14 protein-coding genes are annotated in these 15,666 nt (G+C 65.6%); 9 read left to right on the top strand and 5 right to left on the bottom strand.

What is annotated here, in order from left to right:
* Nucleotides 1-299 precede the first annotated feature (299 nt).
* On the top strand, nucleotides 300-1,916 hold the full coding sequence (locus ACQR1L_RS28285; protein ID WP_434861200.1) for a glycosyltransferase family 87 protein: 1,617 nt from the start codon (nucleotides 300-302) through the stop codon (nucleotides 1,914-1,916).
* A gap of 3 nt (nucleotides 1,917-1,919) precedes the next feature.
* Here ACQR1L_RS28285 and pyk read toward each other — a convergent pair whose 3' ends face one another.
* Complete coding sequence (pyk, locus tag ACQR1L_RS28280; protein WP_434861196.1) at nucleotides 1,920-3,356, bottom strand: pyruvate kinase; 1,437 nt, start codon at nucleotides 3,354-3,356, stop codon at nucleotides 1,920-1,922.
* Nucleotides 3,353-3,949: a DUF1036 domain-containing protein gene (locus ACQR1L_RS28275; protein WP_434861195.1), complete on the bottom strand. Its 597-nt coding sequence runs from the start codon at nucleotides 3,947-3,949 to the stop codon at nucleotides 3,353-3,355. The genes pyk and ACQR1L_RS28275 overlap by 4 nt, the downstream gene beginning before the upstream one ends.
* A 189-nt stretch (nucleotides 3,950-4,138) precedes the next feature.
* Here ACQR1L_RS28275 and ACQR1L_RS28270 point away from each other — a divergent pair, with 189 nt between their 5' ends.
* The gene (locus tag ACQR1L_RS28270; protein ID WP_434861194.1) at nucleotides 4,139-4,441 is read left to right on the top strand and encodes a DUF1244 domain-containing protein; all 303 of its coding nucleotides are present in this window, start codon (nucleotides 4,139-4,141) and stop codon (nucleotides 4,439-4,441) included.
* 241 nt (nucleotides 4,442-4,682) lie between these two features.
* Entirely contained in the window at nucleotides 4,683-4,958 is a 276-nt protein-coding gene (locus ACQR1L_RS28265) for a DUF2312 domain-containing protein (RefSeq protein ID WP_434861193.1), read from the top strand.
* A gap of 118 nt (nucleotides 4,959-5,076) precedes the next feature.
* Here ACQR1L_RS28265 and ACQR1L_RS28260 read toward each other — a convergent pair whose 3' ends face one another.
* From ACQR1L_RS28260 to ACQR1L_RS28250, 3 genes are all read right to left on the bottom strand, one after another.
* Nucleotides 5,077-6,714: a DUF882 domain-containing protein gene (locus tag ACQR1L_RS28260; RefSeq protein ID WP_434861192.1), complete on the bottom strand. Its 1,638-nt coding sequence runs from the start codon at nucleotides 6,712-6,714 to the stop codon at nucleotides 5,077-5,079.
* Nucleotides 6,715-6,996: 282 nt separating this feature from the next.
* Nucleotides 6,997-9,084, bottom strand: a complete 2,088-nt coding sequence (locus ACQR1L_RS28255; RefSeq protein WP_434861199.1) for a L,D-transpeptidase family protein — start codon at nucleotides 9,082-9,084, stop codon at nucleotides 6,997-6,999.
* A 384-nt stretch (nucleotides 9,085-9,468) separates the two neighbouring features.
* The gene (locus tag ACQR1L_RS28250; RefSeq protein WP_434861191.1) at nucleotides 9,469-10,965 is read right to left on the bottom strand and encodes a sigma-54-dependent transcriptional regulator; all 1,497 of its coding nucleotides are present in this window, start codon (nucleotides 10,963-10,965) and stop codon (nucleotides 9,469-9,471) included.
* A 120-nt stretch (nucleotides 10,966-11,085) separates the two neighbouring features.
* Here ACQR1L_RS28250 and ACQR1L_RS28245 point away from each other — a divergent pair, with 120 nt between their 5' ends.
* From ACQR1L_RS28245 to ACQR1L_RS28220, 6 genes are all read left to right on the top strand, one after another.
* Complete coding sequence (locus ACQR1L_RS28245) at nucleotides 11,086-13,065, top strand: M3 family oligoendopeptidase (RefSeq protein WP_434861190.1); 1,980 nt, start codon at nucleotides 11,086-11,088, stop codon at nucleotides 13,063-13,065.
* Between the two features lie 79 nt (nucleotides 13,066-13,144).
* Nucleotides 13,145-13,369: an AbrB/MazE/SpoVT family DNA-binding domain-containing protein gene (locus tag ACQR1L_RS28240; RefSeq protein WP_006612211.1), complete on the top strand. Its 225-nt coding sequence runs from the start codon at nucleotides 13,145-13,147 to the stop codon at nucleotides 13,367-13,369.
* Nucleotides 13,366-13,761, top strand: a complete 396-nt coding sequence (locus tag ACQR1L_RS28235; protein WP_434861189.1) for a type II toxin-antitoxin system death-on-curing family toxin — start codon at nucleotides 13,366-13,368, stop codon at nucleotides 13,759-13,761. Before ACQR1L_RS28240 ends, ACQR1L_RS28235 begins: the two co-directional genes overlap by 4 nt.
* Nucleotides 13,762-13,867: 106 nt before the next feature.
* Entirely contained in the window at nucleotides 13,868-14,020 is a 153-nt protein-coding gene (locus tag ACQR1L_RS28230) for an aa3-type cytochrome c oxidase subunit IV (RefSeq protein ID WP_009028256.1), read from the top strand.
* A 138-nt stretch (nucleotides 14,021-14,158) separates the two neighbouring features.
* The gene (locus tag ACQR1L_RS28225) at nucleotides 14,159-15,286 is read left to right on the top strand and encodes a Re/Si-specific NAD(P)(+) transhydrogenase subunit alpha (protein ID WP_434861188.1); all 1,128 of its coding nucleotides are present in this window, start codon (nucleotides 14,159-14,161) and stop codon (nucleotides 15,284-15,286) included.
* A gap of 23 nt (nucleotides 15,287-15,309) precedes the next feature.
* A complete protein-coding gene (locus ACQR1L_RS28220; RefSeq protein ID WP_006612207.1) occupies nucleotides 15,310-15,627 on the top strand; it encodes a proton-translocating transhydrogenase family protein in 318 nt (105 codons plus the stop codon).
* Nucleotides 15,628-15,666 lie beyond the last annotated feature (39 nt).

Below are 15,666 nucleotides of genomic sequence, written 5' to 3'. Positions count from 1 at the left end.
GGGACAAGCCCGGCCATGACGACGTGGAGAGAGACGAGCACAAAACGGCGATCGCCACATGCGATTGCCCTGCCCTCTAGGGGAGGGTGAGACTGAGATCGCGGCGCCTGCTGTCGTCCTCGCCGGGAAGGTAGGGCTGAGAGCATGATGCGTTTCCACTCAATTGCAACAAGCTCTCGTCGGTGTGCGAAGGCATCGATGCGCGCCCGCGTTTAAGCAAGGATTCACCCGCTCCGGCGATGGTAAGGACGGCGCGCGCAGCAGCGCGCCTTGCCTCAATCCGGGTGCTTCCTCAGCCGATGCCGATCGCACGCAAGCCTCTGGCGACGCCGCTGGTCATCGCCGGATCGGTAGTGGCCGGCGCCCTCTATGCCTATTTCATTGGCGAAGATATCAACTGGGACTGGCAGAACTACCACGACTATGCTGGCTTCGCGCTGGTCAACGGCCGCTTCGATGTCGACGTCGCGCCCGGTGGTTTCCAGAGCTTCCTCAATCCGCTGATCTATCTGTTGCCCTACGTCGTCAGGCATTCATTGCCTGCGCCGTGGTGGGGCATCGCGCTCGGCGCGCTGCATGGGCTTAATCTCGCTGCGGTGTATTGGGTCACACGGGTCCTGCTGCAGCGGAGCGCCGATGCGGTCACGCTCGGCGCGGCACTGCTCATCGCTGCGCTCAGTCCGATGGCGCTGTCCGAAGTCGGCACGAGCTTTGCGGACATCGTCACGACGATCCCGATCCTGGCCGCGCTCGCGCTGATGTTCGAGCGCGACGACAACGAGGTGCGCGCACGCCATCTTCTCCTCGCGGGCCTTCTCATCGGCGCGGCCACCGGATTGAAGCTCACCAATGCGACGTTCCTGATCGGCGCCGGCGTCTCGCTGCTGCTCGTGGCACAGCCGCTGCGCGCACTCGTCACGTTCGGCGCGGCCAGCGCGGCCGGCGTGATCGTGACCGCGGGGCCTTGGGCATGGAAGATGGCGCGCGATTTCGGCAGTCCGCTGTTTCCGTTCTACAATACGATCTTCCGCTCGCCGGAAGCGCCGCTGGTCTCGATCGTCGACACGCGCTTCATGCCGCAGGGGCTGCTCGATGCGCTGGCCTACCCGTTCTACTGGGTGGTCGGCATCCATCCGTCGTCGGAATGGTCGTTCCGCGATCCGCGCTTCGCGATCGTCATCGTGCTGCTGATCGCGCTGGTGGCGACAGGCGTCGTTCAGAGGCGCGAGGTGCTGGCGCTGCGCGAGCGGCGCCTGATCATCTTCTTCTGGGTCAGCTATGTCCTGTGGATGCTGGCCTTCTCGATCCAGCGCTATCTGATGCCGCTTGAATTGCTGGCGGCGCCGCTGATCGTGCTGCTGCTCATTCGGCTCGTCGAGGCGTGGCGCGGGCGGACGGTTGCCTCGCCGTCGCCGCGAGTGATGCAGGCCGTGACGATCGCCACGGCGCTCGCGATCGCACTGGCCTCGCAGCCGACCGACTGGATGCGGCGGCCGTGGTCGGATCCCTATCGGCCGCAACTGGCCGAGCCGCTGCAACAGCCGGCGACATTCCTGCTGCTGCAGAAGCCGCTCGGCTACGTCACCTCGTTCGTGCCCCGAGGCTCGCGCGTCTATCAGTTGTCCGAACTGGTGGTGCCGATTGTCCCGGGGGGAATCCTCGACCGCCGTGTCCGCGATGGCCTCGCCGCGCCGCTCCCGGGCGGCATATGGGCGCTGTATTATGCGGACAGCCCAGCCGACAATCCGCCGCGGCTCGACGTGCTCGGCGACTACGACCTCAAGCTCGACGGTTCAAGAACCTGCGAACGCATTCAAGCTGCAGACGGTACCGACATCATGGCCTGTCCGGTGATCTCGGCCGCGGGACCCGCGGCATCCACCGCGGGCCTCAAGCCGGATCACGGCGCCAACTGATCGTCAGATCTGGGCGTCGCTCGACGGCCCGACATAGGCGATGCGCACCATGTTGGTGGTGCCGGGCGTGCCGAGCGGAACGCCGGCGACGACGATGACGCGCTGTCCGGCGCGCACGAAGCCGTCGCGGAAGGCGATCGAGCCGGCGCGCTCGACCATGTCGTCCTGGTCGCGTGCATCCTCGGCCACCACGCAATGCACGCCCCAGACAACCGACAGCCGGCGTCCGGTGGCGAGATTCGGCGTGATCGCGACCACCGGCGGCTTGGCCCGCTCACGCGCGACGCGCACGGCGGTCGATCCGGACGAGGTCCAGCAGATGATCGCGGGAAGGTCGAGATTTTCGGCGATCCGCCGCGCAGCTTCGGCAATCGCATCGCCGGCGGTCGATTCCGGCTCGGGACGCTGGGCCGCGATCACCGAGCGATAGACGGCGTCGCGTTCGACCTCCTCGCCGATGCGGTTCATGGTCGACACCGCCTCGACCGGAAATTTTCCGGCCGCGGATTCGGCCGACAGCATGATCGCGTCGGCGCCTTCATACACCGCGGTGGCGACGTCGGAGACCTCGGCGCGGGTCGGCACCGGCGATTGGATCATCGACTCCAGCATCTGCGTCGCGACCACCACGGGCTTGCCGGCACGGCGCGCCAAGCGCGTCATCTGCTTCTGCAGGCCGGGCACGCGCTCCAGCGGCAGCTCGACGCCGAGGTCGCCGCGCGCCACCATCAGCGCGTCCGAGACGTCGACGATGTCGTTGAGCCGCTCGATCGCCTGCGGCTTCTCGATCTTGGACATCACGGCGGCGCGGCCGCGGATGATCTTCTTGGCCTCCAGCACGTCGTCGGCGCGCTGCACGAAGGAAAGCGCGATCCAGTCGACGCCGGTGTTCAAGGCGGCATCGAGGTCGGCGCGGTCCTTCGGTGTCATCGCCGAGACCGGCAGGTCGGTGTCCGGCAGGCTGACGCCCTTGCGGTCCGACATCTTGCCGCCGATGACGACGCGTGTGACGGCCCGGGTGGGGGTGGTCTCCTCGGCGATCAGGCGGACCTTGCCGTCGTCCAGCAGCAGCGCGTGGCCGGGCTGCAGGGCGGCGAGAATCTCCGGGTGCGGCAGATACACCCGCGTCGCATCGCCCGGCGTCTTGTCGGAATCGAGCACGAAGCTCTGGCCGTTGTTCAACTGAACCGGGCCTCCGGCGAAGGTGCCGAGCCTGAGCTTCGGTCCCTGCAGGTCGACCAGGATGCCGATCGGACGGCCGTAGCTGGACTCGACGGCGCGGATCGTCGCCACCATCTCCCGCAGCTTGTCGTGCGGGGTGTGGCTCATGTTGATGCGGAAAATGTCGGCCCCGGCCTCGAACAGCTTGCGGATCATCGCGCTGTCCGAAGAGGCCGGGCCGAGCGTGGCGAGGATCTTGATGCGGCGCAGTCGCCTCATGGCTTCGGCGCTTGCCCCGGCGGCAGCGCCGGTACCGCCGCGGGCGGCGCTCCTTGTGGTCCGTTGGGCAGGCCCGGCATGTTGCCGCCAGGCCCTAACGTTCCGGGAATGCCGGGCACGCGCTGCTGCGCCGGCTGCTCATTGGCCTCGGTCAGCTGCACCGTCCAGGCGCGCTGGTCGCCGGTGTCGACCTCGAAGAAGCCGGTGCGGTCGAAGCCGCGGGCGAGGCAGTTGTCGGTGCCCTTGATGGTGAATTCCTTGTCGCGCGAGCACATGAAGGCCTGACCGGACCATTCACCGCCACGGTCATAATCGAGCGCGTAGATGTAATAATAGCGCGCCACCAGGGTGCCCTTGAGCAGGGTCTCGCAGCTGCGTGACGACACGTTCCACCAGCCCTCGGTGGTCCAGCCTTCCGCGTCCTTGTAGCCGAGCGCGATCCCGACCCGGCTCGAGGTGTTGTTGCACAGCCGGAAGTCGGCCGCCGCCGGGCTGGATGACAGACAGAGCGCGGCCAAACCAAGCAGCGAAAGCAGTCCGAGACCGGGACGGCGGGGAATGCGATGCAGGAGAGGGAAGGTTTTGGGGATCATTGCGCGAGGCTATATCCAACATTGATTGATGTCGCGTGACTTGGCTGCGACCGTCCGCGGCGATGGATGGTGAAGACACGCTGCGATCGCGCGCCTCGTCCTCCCGACGGTGCTGCGATATGGCCAAACCCGCGACGAAGCCGCATTATATAGCAGACATCCGTCACAGCGCGGAACAGGGAACAGAGGATGACCATGGACAGCACCACCCGGACCGAGCTCGAAGCCGCCGTCTTCCGCCGGCTGGTCGAGCATTTGAGGACCAGAACCGACGTTCAGAACATCGATCTGATGAATCTGGCCGGTTTCTGCCGCAACTGCCTGTCGAACTGGCTCAAGGATGCCGCCGACGCCAAGGGGGCGCCGATGACCAAGGATGAGAGCCGCGAGGCCGTCTATGGCATGCCCTACGAGGAGTGGAAGACGAAGTACCAGCGCGAGGCCAGCGCCGAGCAGATCGAGACCATGAAGAAGGTGCATCCCGGACATTGAGCCTGCCGGCTTGCCCGCGAATCGGCGGCTGTGCGCGCGCGCCGAAAAACGCAAGCGACGTGGCCGATGTGGGGGTCTTCCGGCGTATCGAGCCCAACAACATGTGAGCGCGCTGTGGATGAGGCCGATGTTGCCTTGACGCAGGGCACGCCAGATTTGAGGGTCGCGCCCAACACGCGCGCTCGGGTTTGACGGGCGCTCTCACCGAAACCGGACACCGAGTTCCACTCAGGAGTATCAGATGGCCACCTCCGCTGCCGCGAAGGACGACGACTCGCCCGCGACCCGCTTTGCCGTAGACCAGCTCAAGTCGATCATCGAGCGCATCGAGCGGCTGGAGGAGGAGAAGAAGGCGATCTCCGAGGACATCAAGGACGTCTACGCGGAAAGCAAGGGCAACGGCTTCGACGTCAAGGCGCTGCGCACGATCATCCGCCTGCGCAAGCAGGATCCGAACGAGCGCCAGGAAGAGGAGAGCATCCTCGAGACCTACATGCAGGCGCTCGGCATGCTCTGAGCGTCCTCCTATCGGCTCGGACGATGCCCCCTCACGGGGGCATTTGTTTTTGGGATGATGTCTTGGAAGGACGGCCGGCCAAGCCACGCTTTTGCGCGGGGCGGCGGTGCCTGCGGGGTCAGCGCAGCGCCGCAGCCTTCATCGTGAGGGATTTGGTTTCGAGCTTGATGATCGCAGGTCCCGTGAACTGGTCATAGCTCAGTCCGGGCGTCGGGTCGGCGGTGAAGCTCATCGCCAGCGCGGTCTGCGGCTTGAGGAAGTAGCTGCGCATCACCGTGAGATCGGCGTCGCCCATCTTGGTCACCGACATCGACGACGACGCGCTGGGCGTCAGCATGATCGCCCGCATCCAGGTCGAATCGGGGCCCTTCGCGGCCGACATGCGCGTCGCGACCGTCACAAGGCCGTCCTGGCTCGAACCGCTCTTGGCTGTGGTCTCAGGTGCAGGCGCAACGCTGCGGGTCGCCGGGCGCGAATTCTTCACCGGGATCGCCGTCGTCGCCGCGCCATTGCCACGCTCGGCCGGCGCGGGCGCAAAGGCCATCGCCTGCATCAGGCTCGCATTCTCCGGCCGGTCGATCGCCGACAGCGCGCGCCGCGCCGTGATGGCGGCGACCTGCTCGGGCGTCGCCTGCTTCGGCTGGCTCGGATTGTCACCCCAGAAGCCGCGCGAATTGATGATGTCGGCCACGCTCTGCGGGCCGCCCTCGCGCGGCGCGGGATTGATCGCGCTGGTGGTCTCCGGCTTCTGCTCGACCTTGGCGGCGACCGGCTGGGCAGCCGATTGCGCGTCGGCCGAGGCGAGCTGCAGGGCGTTGGCGATCTTGCCGCGGGTGGTGGCAGCCTTGCCGTCCGCCGACTTCTCGGCGTTGCGGCCGTCCTTGTCGGCCGACTTGTCTGTTGCCTTGGCAGAGAGCGCGGCGGTCTGGACCGGCTTGGCGTCGGACTTGCTGTCGCTCTCACCGGACTCCTCGTCATCCTCCGCGGGGCGGCCACGGAACAGCCGCGCGAACAGGTTGGAGCCGCCCGAGGACGCCGAGTCACCGTTGCCGCGCTTCTCGATCTCGGCCTTGGCGAGCTCATAGCCCTTCAGCGGCACGCCATTGCTCGGGACATGGACGGTCTTGCCGTCCGGGAAGACGCGGGCGAGCTGGTCGGCGGTCATGCGCGGCCAGTGACGGATATTGCCGGTGTCGAGATGGACGAAGGGGGAGCCGGAGGTCGGGTAGAAGCCGACGCCGCCGCGCTGCAGGCGCAGGCCAGCGAAGCGGATCTGCTCCAGCGGCACGCCGGGAATGTAGAAATCCATCGCGTGGCCGAGCATGTGCTGGCTGTGACGGGCCACCCCGGAATGCGCCGAGCGCCGGCGCAGCATCGAATTGGTGGCGGGCGAGCGATACGACGAGATGATCTGGATCGGCTGCTTGGCGTCGACGTCGCGATAGACTTCCCAGAGGATGTCGAACAGGCGGCGGTCCATGACCGTCTCGTCCTGGGTACGCCAGTCGCGCAGGAAATGGTTGAGCTTCTTCAGCGCGTCTTCGTCGTAACGGCCTTCGCGCTTGAAGGTGACGGTCAGGTCTTCGCCGGAATGGGTGTGGTGGAAGGACAGCGTCTTGGTTTCATTGAGCGCGGCCGCGTCATGCACGGATCCGGCGCCCACCAGCAGCAGCAGAGCCGCCAGCCCGTATTGGCATCCAGCCTTCCAGCTCGCCCGCGAGAGCGAAACAGATTGGCGCGCGAAAACAGACAGCAAGATGCAGCCCACCCCGTCGACGAGCGTTTACTCAGATACCCTCTTGCGGCCCGTCCGGCGGAAGAGAGAGGAAACGCTTACCTAAGGCGGGATGGTTAAGGGATACTGACCGGCCCGCCCCCCAATTACCCTTAACATATACTCTTGAGTGTGGCGAAAAAGAGCCATCGAATCGTGGTTGATCATTGTGGTTAACCAAAAGCAAAAAACCTCGCCGGTGGCGTCTCCACCGGCGAGGTCTTTGATCTGAAAACCGAATTCAGCTCGCTTCGAGCGCCGGGATCACCGCGTGAAGACGCGACGGGCAGGGCGTCCGACCGGGGCCGGCGGCGTCGGCTGGCTGCCGCCGCCGAACAGCCGCTCGAAGAAGTTCGGACCGGACGAGCCCGACGAGAAGCTGTTGTCGCTGACGTTCACGTTGCTGGGCAGCGGGCCGCGCGGCCGCGCATAGCTCGGCTGGGCGTGGGCGACCACGTTCTCGAGATCCTTGCCGCGGCCGTTCTTCAGGATCGCGATCATAGCCGCGTCACGGCCATAGATGTCCTTGCGGAACTGCAGCTTGCCGGAGTCGTCCACGAATGCGGTCTGGTAGGTGATGTTGACCGGGATCGGCGTCGGGAATTTCAGGTCGATTTCGCTGCGGCCGTACATGCCGCGGATCCGCTCCGGCGTGTAGCGCTCGCCCGGCATGGTGATGTTGAGCAGCACCGAGGCGTACTGATCCGGATACTGCACGCGCATGCAGCCATGGCTGAAGGCGCGCTCGTCACGGGCGAACAGGTTCTTGTCCGGCGTGTCGTGCTGATAGACCAGGAACTTGTTCGGGAAGTTGAAGCGGATGCGGCCGAGCGCATTGGCCTCGCCCGGCGGCTGCGAGATGTGGATCGAGCCGTCGCGGGCGCGCTCGAGCTTCAAGCCCATGCGATCGAGCACGGTCGGATCCTGCTGCAGCGCCGGCAGATACTCGTTGTAGATGATGGACGGCGGCACGTTCCAGGTCGGGTTGACCGTGATGAACTTCATCGTCTCGCTCAGCAGCGGCGTGGCGTGCTGGCCGGGCTTGCCGGTCACGACGCGGGTGGTCCACACCTGCGCGCCGTTCTGCATCACCTTCAGCGTGTAGTCGGGGATGTTCAGGATGACATAGGCATTGCCGATTGCGGGCGCGCCGAGCTCGCGCGGCAGCCAGCGCCAGCGCTCCATGTTCACCAGGATGGTGTCGATCTGCTTGTCGCGCTTCGGCGTGTTGAGCGCCTTGACGGTGCGGTCGTCGAGCACGCCGGTCGGCTTAAGGTCGACGCTTTCCTGGAACTTGCGGACGGCGGCGGCGACCTTGGCGTCATAACGGATGTCGTCGGCGTTCTCGGTCAGGCCGAGCTTGGCGCGCAGCTTCGGCACGCGCGGATCGGACATCTGGGCCTCGGCCTCCGGCGCGTTCTTGCCGCGGGCCGGGGTGTACTTCAGCGGCTCGCCGTCCTCGATGATGACAGGCGCGCCGTCATGGCCGCCGCGCAGCTCGGCGAGCTTGGCCTTCAGCAGCTTGTAGAGCTTGTGCGGCGGGTTGTAGCTGTCCAGCGCCGCGGAGGCATCCTTGGCGGAGGTGACATTGGCCAGCACCTCGTTGGGGTCGATCGGGTGCTCGGGATATTGAATGTCGGCCGAGACCTGCGACCAGTGCATGCGGCCGCTCTGCGCCTGCCGCGCATAGTCCATCATGCTCTCGGTGAGCCGCAGGTCGGCTTCCGCCAGCGCGTCCGGCGCGGACCCGGCGGCCGCGAAATCCGGCACGGGATAGTCGGCAGGGTTGAGGCCGTCGGAGGCCGCATCCTTCAGCCGGGCGATCACGCCCTTGGCGGCGGACGTCAGATTGCCGCTCTGGGTCCAGATCGGCGCATAGTCGCGGGCGGTATAGAACTTCTCCACCGCGGCCCGTTCGACTTTCCGGTCGAAATACTTCGTGCCCTTGGTGGCCATCAGGTCGCGCAGCCGGTCGGCCACGGGCTGGTCAGCGGCGGGAACGCTGCTGGCCGCCTTGACCGGTTCCGACGTCACTGCCGGCGCAGGCGCCGTGGCCGTCGCGGGGGCCGCCGTCGGCGGAGAGGCCATCGTCCTGGTGGGCTCGGTGGCCGGCGCCGCGGCCGAATCGACGGGCTTCGTCACAGGCGCGTCGGCGGGTTTGGTCTGGCTGGGCGAAACGGTTGCGGTCGTATCAGCCTTGAAGTCGGCAGCCGTGGGCGGCGGCACATTCGCCGGCTCGGGAAGCGGAACCGCCGCATCGATCGCCAGCTCGGCCGCATTGGCGCGAGGCGTATCGCCCTGAGCGAGAGCCGAGGTCGCGGACACCGCGAGGAAGGTTGCCGCGACAGCCATCAGCACGCGGTCATATCCGCCACGGGTGGTCACACAATCTCGCATCGTCAATCCCTCGGATGATCTGTCCCGTCAGAGACAGGGTCGGTAACAAGGTCGATCTCTGCCCGTCTGTTCCGGCTCGAGCATCGTCGCTGAGAATGGATCACGCCTGCACGCCACGATTCACGCCCAAACGATACTCACGCCCCACTTCTGCGGCCAGCGCCACACGGGACAACTCACGACAAACTGACTCTTGGGAAACCCCGGCCAAACCGATCGTGCGTTTGTGCCATGCGCTTTTTCCTTTGTCTGTCACCGCAAGGCAACGGTTCAGATGTTCCCGTCTTGCCCCGCCGATGCGGCGTTTTTCGGACCGCAGCGGAGCACCAGAATGGTCGTTCAGCCGAGCGGCGGACTCTCTGTCGCAGGTGTCTCGGCATTGGCCTCGTCGAGCTTGCGGTACAAGGTCGAGCGTCCGATTTTGAGACGGCGCGCGACCTCCGACATCTGGCCGCGGTAATGGGCGATGGCAAAGCGGATGATCTCGTGCTCCATCTCCTCGAGCGGACGAACCTCGCCGCTGGCGGTAAGCATGGGAAGAAGACCATGTGAGGGCAGGGGGGCGATGGGCACTTCGCTCGCCGGCACCATCGCGGGCAGCCCGGCTGGGAGCGCGCGCTCGACGGTCAGCGCGGGGGCCGGCTCGACCGGCGGCGCATGTGTCGGAATCAACGGGAAGTCGGCGACGCCGAGCAGGTCGGTCTCGCTCATGACGACAGCGCGATAGACCGCATTTTCGAGCTGGCGGATGTTGCCGGGCCAATCGAGCTTGGTCAGGTAGGCGACCGCGTCGCCGCTGATGCCCGAAACCGGGCGATTCTCCTCGGCGGCGAAACGCGCCAGAAAGTGCCGCAGCAGATGCGGAATGTCCTCGCGGCGCGCGCGCAAGGGCGGAATCGTCAGCGGCAGCACGTGCAGCCGGTAGAACAGGTCCTCGCGGAAATGGCCTTCCTTCACCCGGTCGAGCAGGCGGCGGTTGGTCGCCGAAATGATGCGGACGTCGACCTTGACCGGCTTGCGGCCGCCGACCGCCTCGACGGCGCCCTCCTGCAGCGCGCGCAGGAGCTTCACCTGCGCGGTGAGCGGCAGTTCCGAGACCTCGTCCAGGAAGAGCGTGCCGCCATGGGCCTCGACGAACTTGCCGGTGTGACGCTCGGTCGCGCCGGTGAATGCGCCCTTCTCGTGGCCGAACAGGATCGACTCGACGAGGTTGTCCGGGATCGCGCCGCAATTGACCGCGACGAACGGTTTGGTCTTGCGCTCGCTGGTGCCGTGGATGGCGCGGGCGAACAGCTCCTTGCCGACGCCCGATTCGCCCTCGATCAGCACGGGAATGGACGAGGCCGCGGCCTTCTCGGCGATGCGCAGGATCGGCGCCATCGCCTCGGCGCGGGTGATGATGTCGGCGAATGTCAGCCGTCCCTCGCGGCTATGCCGGATGCGCTGCAATTCGCCCTTCAGCGCCGAGGTGTTGAGCGCATTGCGCAGCGACACCTGCAGCCGCTCGATGCCGACCGGCTTGACGACGAAATCCTGTGCGCCCGCGCGCATGGCCGAGACGACGTTGTCGATGCCGCCATGCGCGGTCTGCACGATCACCGGAATCGAGATGCCCGCCTCGCGCATTTTCGAGAGCACCCCCATGCCGTCGAGGCCGGGCATCACGAGGTCGAGCACGATGGCGTCGATGGGGCCGGCATCGGGATTGGTCAGCTTCTCGATGACGGCGTCGCCGGTCTCGACGACGACCGCCTCGTAGCCGCATTTTTGAACCATGTTCTCCACCAGCCGGCGCTGGACCGGATCATCATCGGCAATCAAAATGCTGGCAGCCATGGCTTTCCTTGCACGCTACGACTATCTGTCTCGAATCGGGGCACTCTCGCCGACGCCGATTAACGCAACCTTAAACCTCGCTGATCGGGATAAACGTTCGAACAACAGGTTACCCATCCGATGACCTCGCGCGCCTCTTCCGCTCTTCGCAAGCCGACCAAAGCTGCTCCTCCCTCCAAAGCCGTCAGGGCCAAACTGGCTAACAAGCCGGCCAAGAAGCCTGCTGCCAAAACCTCGAAGCCCGCCGCCGCCAAATCCTTGCGTGGCGCTGCGGCCAAATCGTCTGCCAAGCCGGCGAAGAAGACGGTCGCGGCCAAGACGGGAATCGGGGCGCTGCCCGAATGGAATCTCGGCGATCTCTATATGGGCATCGACGCGCCGGAGATCGCTCACGATCTCGCGAAGATGGATGCCGAATGCGTCGCGTTTGAGACCGACTACAAGGGCAAGATCGCCGAGCATGTCGCGCGCGAAGATGGCGGCGAATGGCTCGCAGAAGCGGTGCGGCGTTATGAGGCGATCGACGATCTCGCCGGGCGGCTCGGCTCGTTCGCGGGTCTCGCGCACGCCGGCGACAGCGTCGATCCGGCGATTTCCAAATTTTATGGCGACATCTCGGAGCGGCTGACGGCTGCGTCGACTCATCTGCTGTTCTTCGCGCTCGAACTCAACCGCATCGATGACGCCGTGATCGCACGCGCGATGGAGACGCCTGCGCTCGGCCACTACCGTCCCTGGATCGAGGATCTGCGCAAGGACAAGCCGTATCAGCTCGAAGACCGTGTCGAGCAGCTGTTCCACGAGAAGTCGCAGACCGGCTATTCCGCCTGGAACCGGCTGTTCGACCAGACCATCGCAGGTCTGCGCTTCCAGGTCGGGGGCAAGGAGCTCGCGATCGAGCCGACCTTGAACTTCCTGCAGGACCGCGACGGCGCCAAGCGCAAGGCAGCCGCCGAGGCGCTCGCCAAGACCTTCAAGGCCAATGAGCGCACCTTCGCGCTGATCACCAACACGCTCGCCAAGGACAAGGACATCTCCGACCGCTGGCGCGGCTTCCAGGATGTCGCAGACTCACGCCATCTCAACAACCGCGTCGAGCGCGAGGTGGTCGATGCGCTGGTCTCCTCGGTCCGCGCGGCCTACCCGAAGCTGTCGCATCGCTACTACAAGCTCAAGGCGCGCTGGTTCAAAAAGAAGAAGCTCGCGCATTGGGACCGCAACGCGCCGCTGCCCTTCGCCGCGAATGCGACCATCGCCTGGCCGGAAGCCAAGAATATGGTGCTGACGGCCTATCGCGGCTTCTCGCCGGAGATGGCCGACATCGCGCAGCGCTTCTTCGATCAGAGCTGGATCGACGCACCGGTGCGTCCTGGCAAGGCGCCGGGCGCGTTCTCGCATCCGACCACGCCGTCGGCGCATCCCTATGTGCTGATGAATTACCAGGGCAAGCCGCGCGACGTGATGACGCTCGCGCACGAACTCGGCCACGGCGTGCACCAGGTGCTCGCCGCCAAGAACGGCGCGCTGATGGCGCCGACGCCGCTGACGCTCGCCGAGACCGCGAGCGTGTTCGGCGAGATGCTGACCTTCAAGCGGCTGTTGTCGGAGACCAAGGACGCCAGGCAACGACAGGCGCTGCTCGCGGGCAAGGTCGAGGACATGATCAACACCGTGGTGCGGCAGATCGCGTTCTATTCGTTCGAGCGCGCGGTGCATACCGAGCGCAAGAACGGCGAGCTCACGGCCGAGCGGCTCGGCCAGCTCTGGCTGTCGGTGCAGACCGAGAGCCTCGGCGAGGCGATCGAGATCATGCCGGGCTACGAGAACTTCTGGATGTACATCCCGCACTTCATCCATTCGCCGTTCTACGTCTACGCCTATGCGTTCGGCGACTGCCTCGTGAACTCGCTCTACGCCGTCTACGAGCACGCCGCCGACGGCTTCGCGGAGCGCTATCTCGCGATGCTCGCAGCCGGCGGCACCAAGCATTATTCCGAACTGCTCAAGCCGTTCGGCCTCGACGCCAAGGAACCTAAATTCTGGGATGGCGGCCTGTCGGTCATCGCTGGCATGATCGACGAGCTGGAGGCGATGGGGTAGGAGCGTAAAACATCTGTTGAACGGAATGAAGAGGTGCGTTATACATTTGTATAACGCACCTCTTTCCGTGGGTCGACCCATGAAGATCGAAATCAAGAAGATCGGCAATTCCGACGGCCTGCTGCTGCCGCGCGAGCTGATGCAGCGGCTCGATCTCAAACGCGGTCAGCAGCTGCACATCGTCGAGTTGCCCGGTGGCGGGTTCCAGGCGCTGCCCTACGATCCGGATTTCGAGCGGACGATGGAGATCGCCGACGAGCTCATGGACGAGTATCGCGACACCCTGGCGGCGCTCGCCAAATGAGCGAGCAACGGGAGCCGCTGTGGATCACGTATGAGCAGGCCATCGCGATCCACGCGCGTCAGCTTCGCCGCTTTGGCGGCGCGCCGGGGCTGCGCGACGAAGGCATGCTGCGCTCGGCTTTGGAGCGGCCCATCAACAAATGGAGCTACGAACAGGCGACGCTGCCCGAGCTTGCCGCGGCTTACGCATTCGGTCTCGCCAAGAACCACGCTTTCGTCGATGGCAACAAGCGCATCGCCTTCATGGCGATGATGACGTTTCTACGCAGAAACGACATCGCGTTTGCGCCCGACCCGGCTCAGGCCACGGCCGTCATCCTCGCCCTCGCCGCCGGCGAGGTCAGCGAGGCCAGCCTGACGCGCTGGATCCGCGATCATTGGCCCGCCCAATAGGGCGATCGGAAAAGCCGATCATGGCGTGTTCCACGGCCGCCGTTGCCCTTGCATCGGCTTTGAGGTATGCGACCTTAACAAAGCATACTTACTCTGGGGGACCCCGATGGCAAACCATGGCGAGATCGCCTACTCGACGGCGGCCGGCAACGACTATCCGGCGCATGAGGCCACCTACGAAGGCTTCATCAAGCTGGTGAAGTACGGCACGATCGGCGTCGCGCTGATCGTCATCTTGATGGCTATTTTCCTCGTTTAAAGTCGCACTGGGCCCGCCGGCATCCCGCCGGCGGGCCTTCAGCTGACTGCCGCAGCCGATCGCTGACCCGGCGTCGCTGGAGCCCATGGACGTCCCGCCCGTTTTTAAGCTCGCGCGCGCATCCGCGCCGGAGGCCTCATGAAGATTGCCGTCGCCAAGGAAATCGACCCGTTGGAGCCGCGGGTCGCGGCCTCTCCCGACACGGTGAAGAAGTTCAAGGCGTTGGGTGCCGAGATCGCGGTCGAGCCCGGCGCAGGCATCAAGTCCGGCCTGCCGGATTCGGAATTCACGGCGGCGGGCGCGACCGTCAGCGCCGATGCGCTCAAGGACGCCGACATCATCATCAAGGTGAAGCGGCCGGAAGCCTCCGAGCTCGCCAGCTACCGCCGCGGTGCCTTGGTGTTCGCGATCATGGACCCCTACGGCAACGACGCCGCGCTGAAGGCGATGGCCGACGCCGGCATCGCGTCCTTCGCCATGGAACTGATGCCGCGCATCACCCGCGCCCAGGTCATGGACGTGCTGTCGAGCCAGGCCAACCTCGCCGGCTACCGTGCCGTCATCGAGGGCGCCGAGGCGTTCGGTCGCGCCTTCCCGATGATGATGACCGCGGCCGGCACGGTGCCGGCGACCAAGGTCTTCGTGATGGGCGTCGGCGTCGCCGGCCTGCAGGCGATCGCCACCGCGCGCCGTCTCGGCGCCATCGTCTCGGCGACCGACGTGCGCCCCGCCACCAAGGAGCAGGTGGAGAGCTTGGGCGCCAAGTTCCTCGCCGTCGAGGACGAGGAGTTCAAGAACGCCCAGACCGCCGGCGGCTATGCCAAGGAGATGTCCAAGGAGTACCAGGCCAAGCAGGCGGCGCTCACGGCGGACCACATCAAGAAGCAGGACGTCATCATCACGACCGCGCTGATCCCCGGCCGTCCGGCGCCGCGTCTCGTCACCATGGAGATGGTGAAGTCGATGCGCCCCGGCTCGGTGCTGGTCGACCTCGCGGTCGAGCGCGGCGGCAACGTCGAAGGCGTCAAGCTCGGCGAGACCGTCGAGATCGACGGCGTCAAGATCATCGGCTTCCCGAACCTTGCCGGCCGCGTGGCGGCCTCGGCGTCCGGACTCTACGCCCGCAACCTTCTCGCCTTCATCGAGACGATGATCGACAAGAAAGAGAAGACGCTGGCGGTGAACTGGGACGACGAGCTGGTCAAGGCCACGGCTTTGACAAAGGACGGCGCCATCATCCACCCGAATTTTCAGCCGAAGGCATAGTTGAAGGTCTGAGGAGCAAAGCCATGGAACATGTCGTCCAAGCCGTCGATCCCTTCGTCTTCCGGCTCTCGATCTTCGTCCTCGCCGTTTTCGTCGGCTATTTCGTGGTGTGGTCGGTGACCCCCGCGCTGCATACGCCGCTGATGTCGGTGACCAACGCGATCTCCTCGGTGATCGTGGTCGGCGCGCTGCTCGCGGTCGGCGTGTCGATGGTGTCGAGCGGCAGCGGTCTGGCGCGTGCGTTCGGCTTTATCGCGCTGATCTTTGCCTGCGTGAACATCTTCGGCGGCTTCCTCGTCACCCAGCGCATGCTGGCGATGTACAAGAAGAAATCCAAATAACAACGCCGCATAACAACGCCGCGCGACGCGGGATGACAG

It is taken from the genome of Bradyrhizobium sp. HKCCYLR20261 (assembly GCF_051168435.1).
Lineage (GTDB): Bacteria > Pseudomonadota > Alphaproteobacteria > Rhizobiales > Xanthobacteraceae > Bradyrhizobium.
The sequence above is the reverse complement of the archived record's forward strand: the minus strand, read 5'-3'. Positions and strand labels throughout refer to the sequence as shown.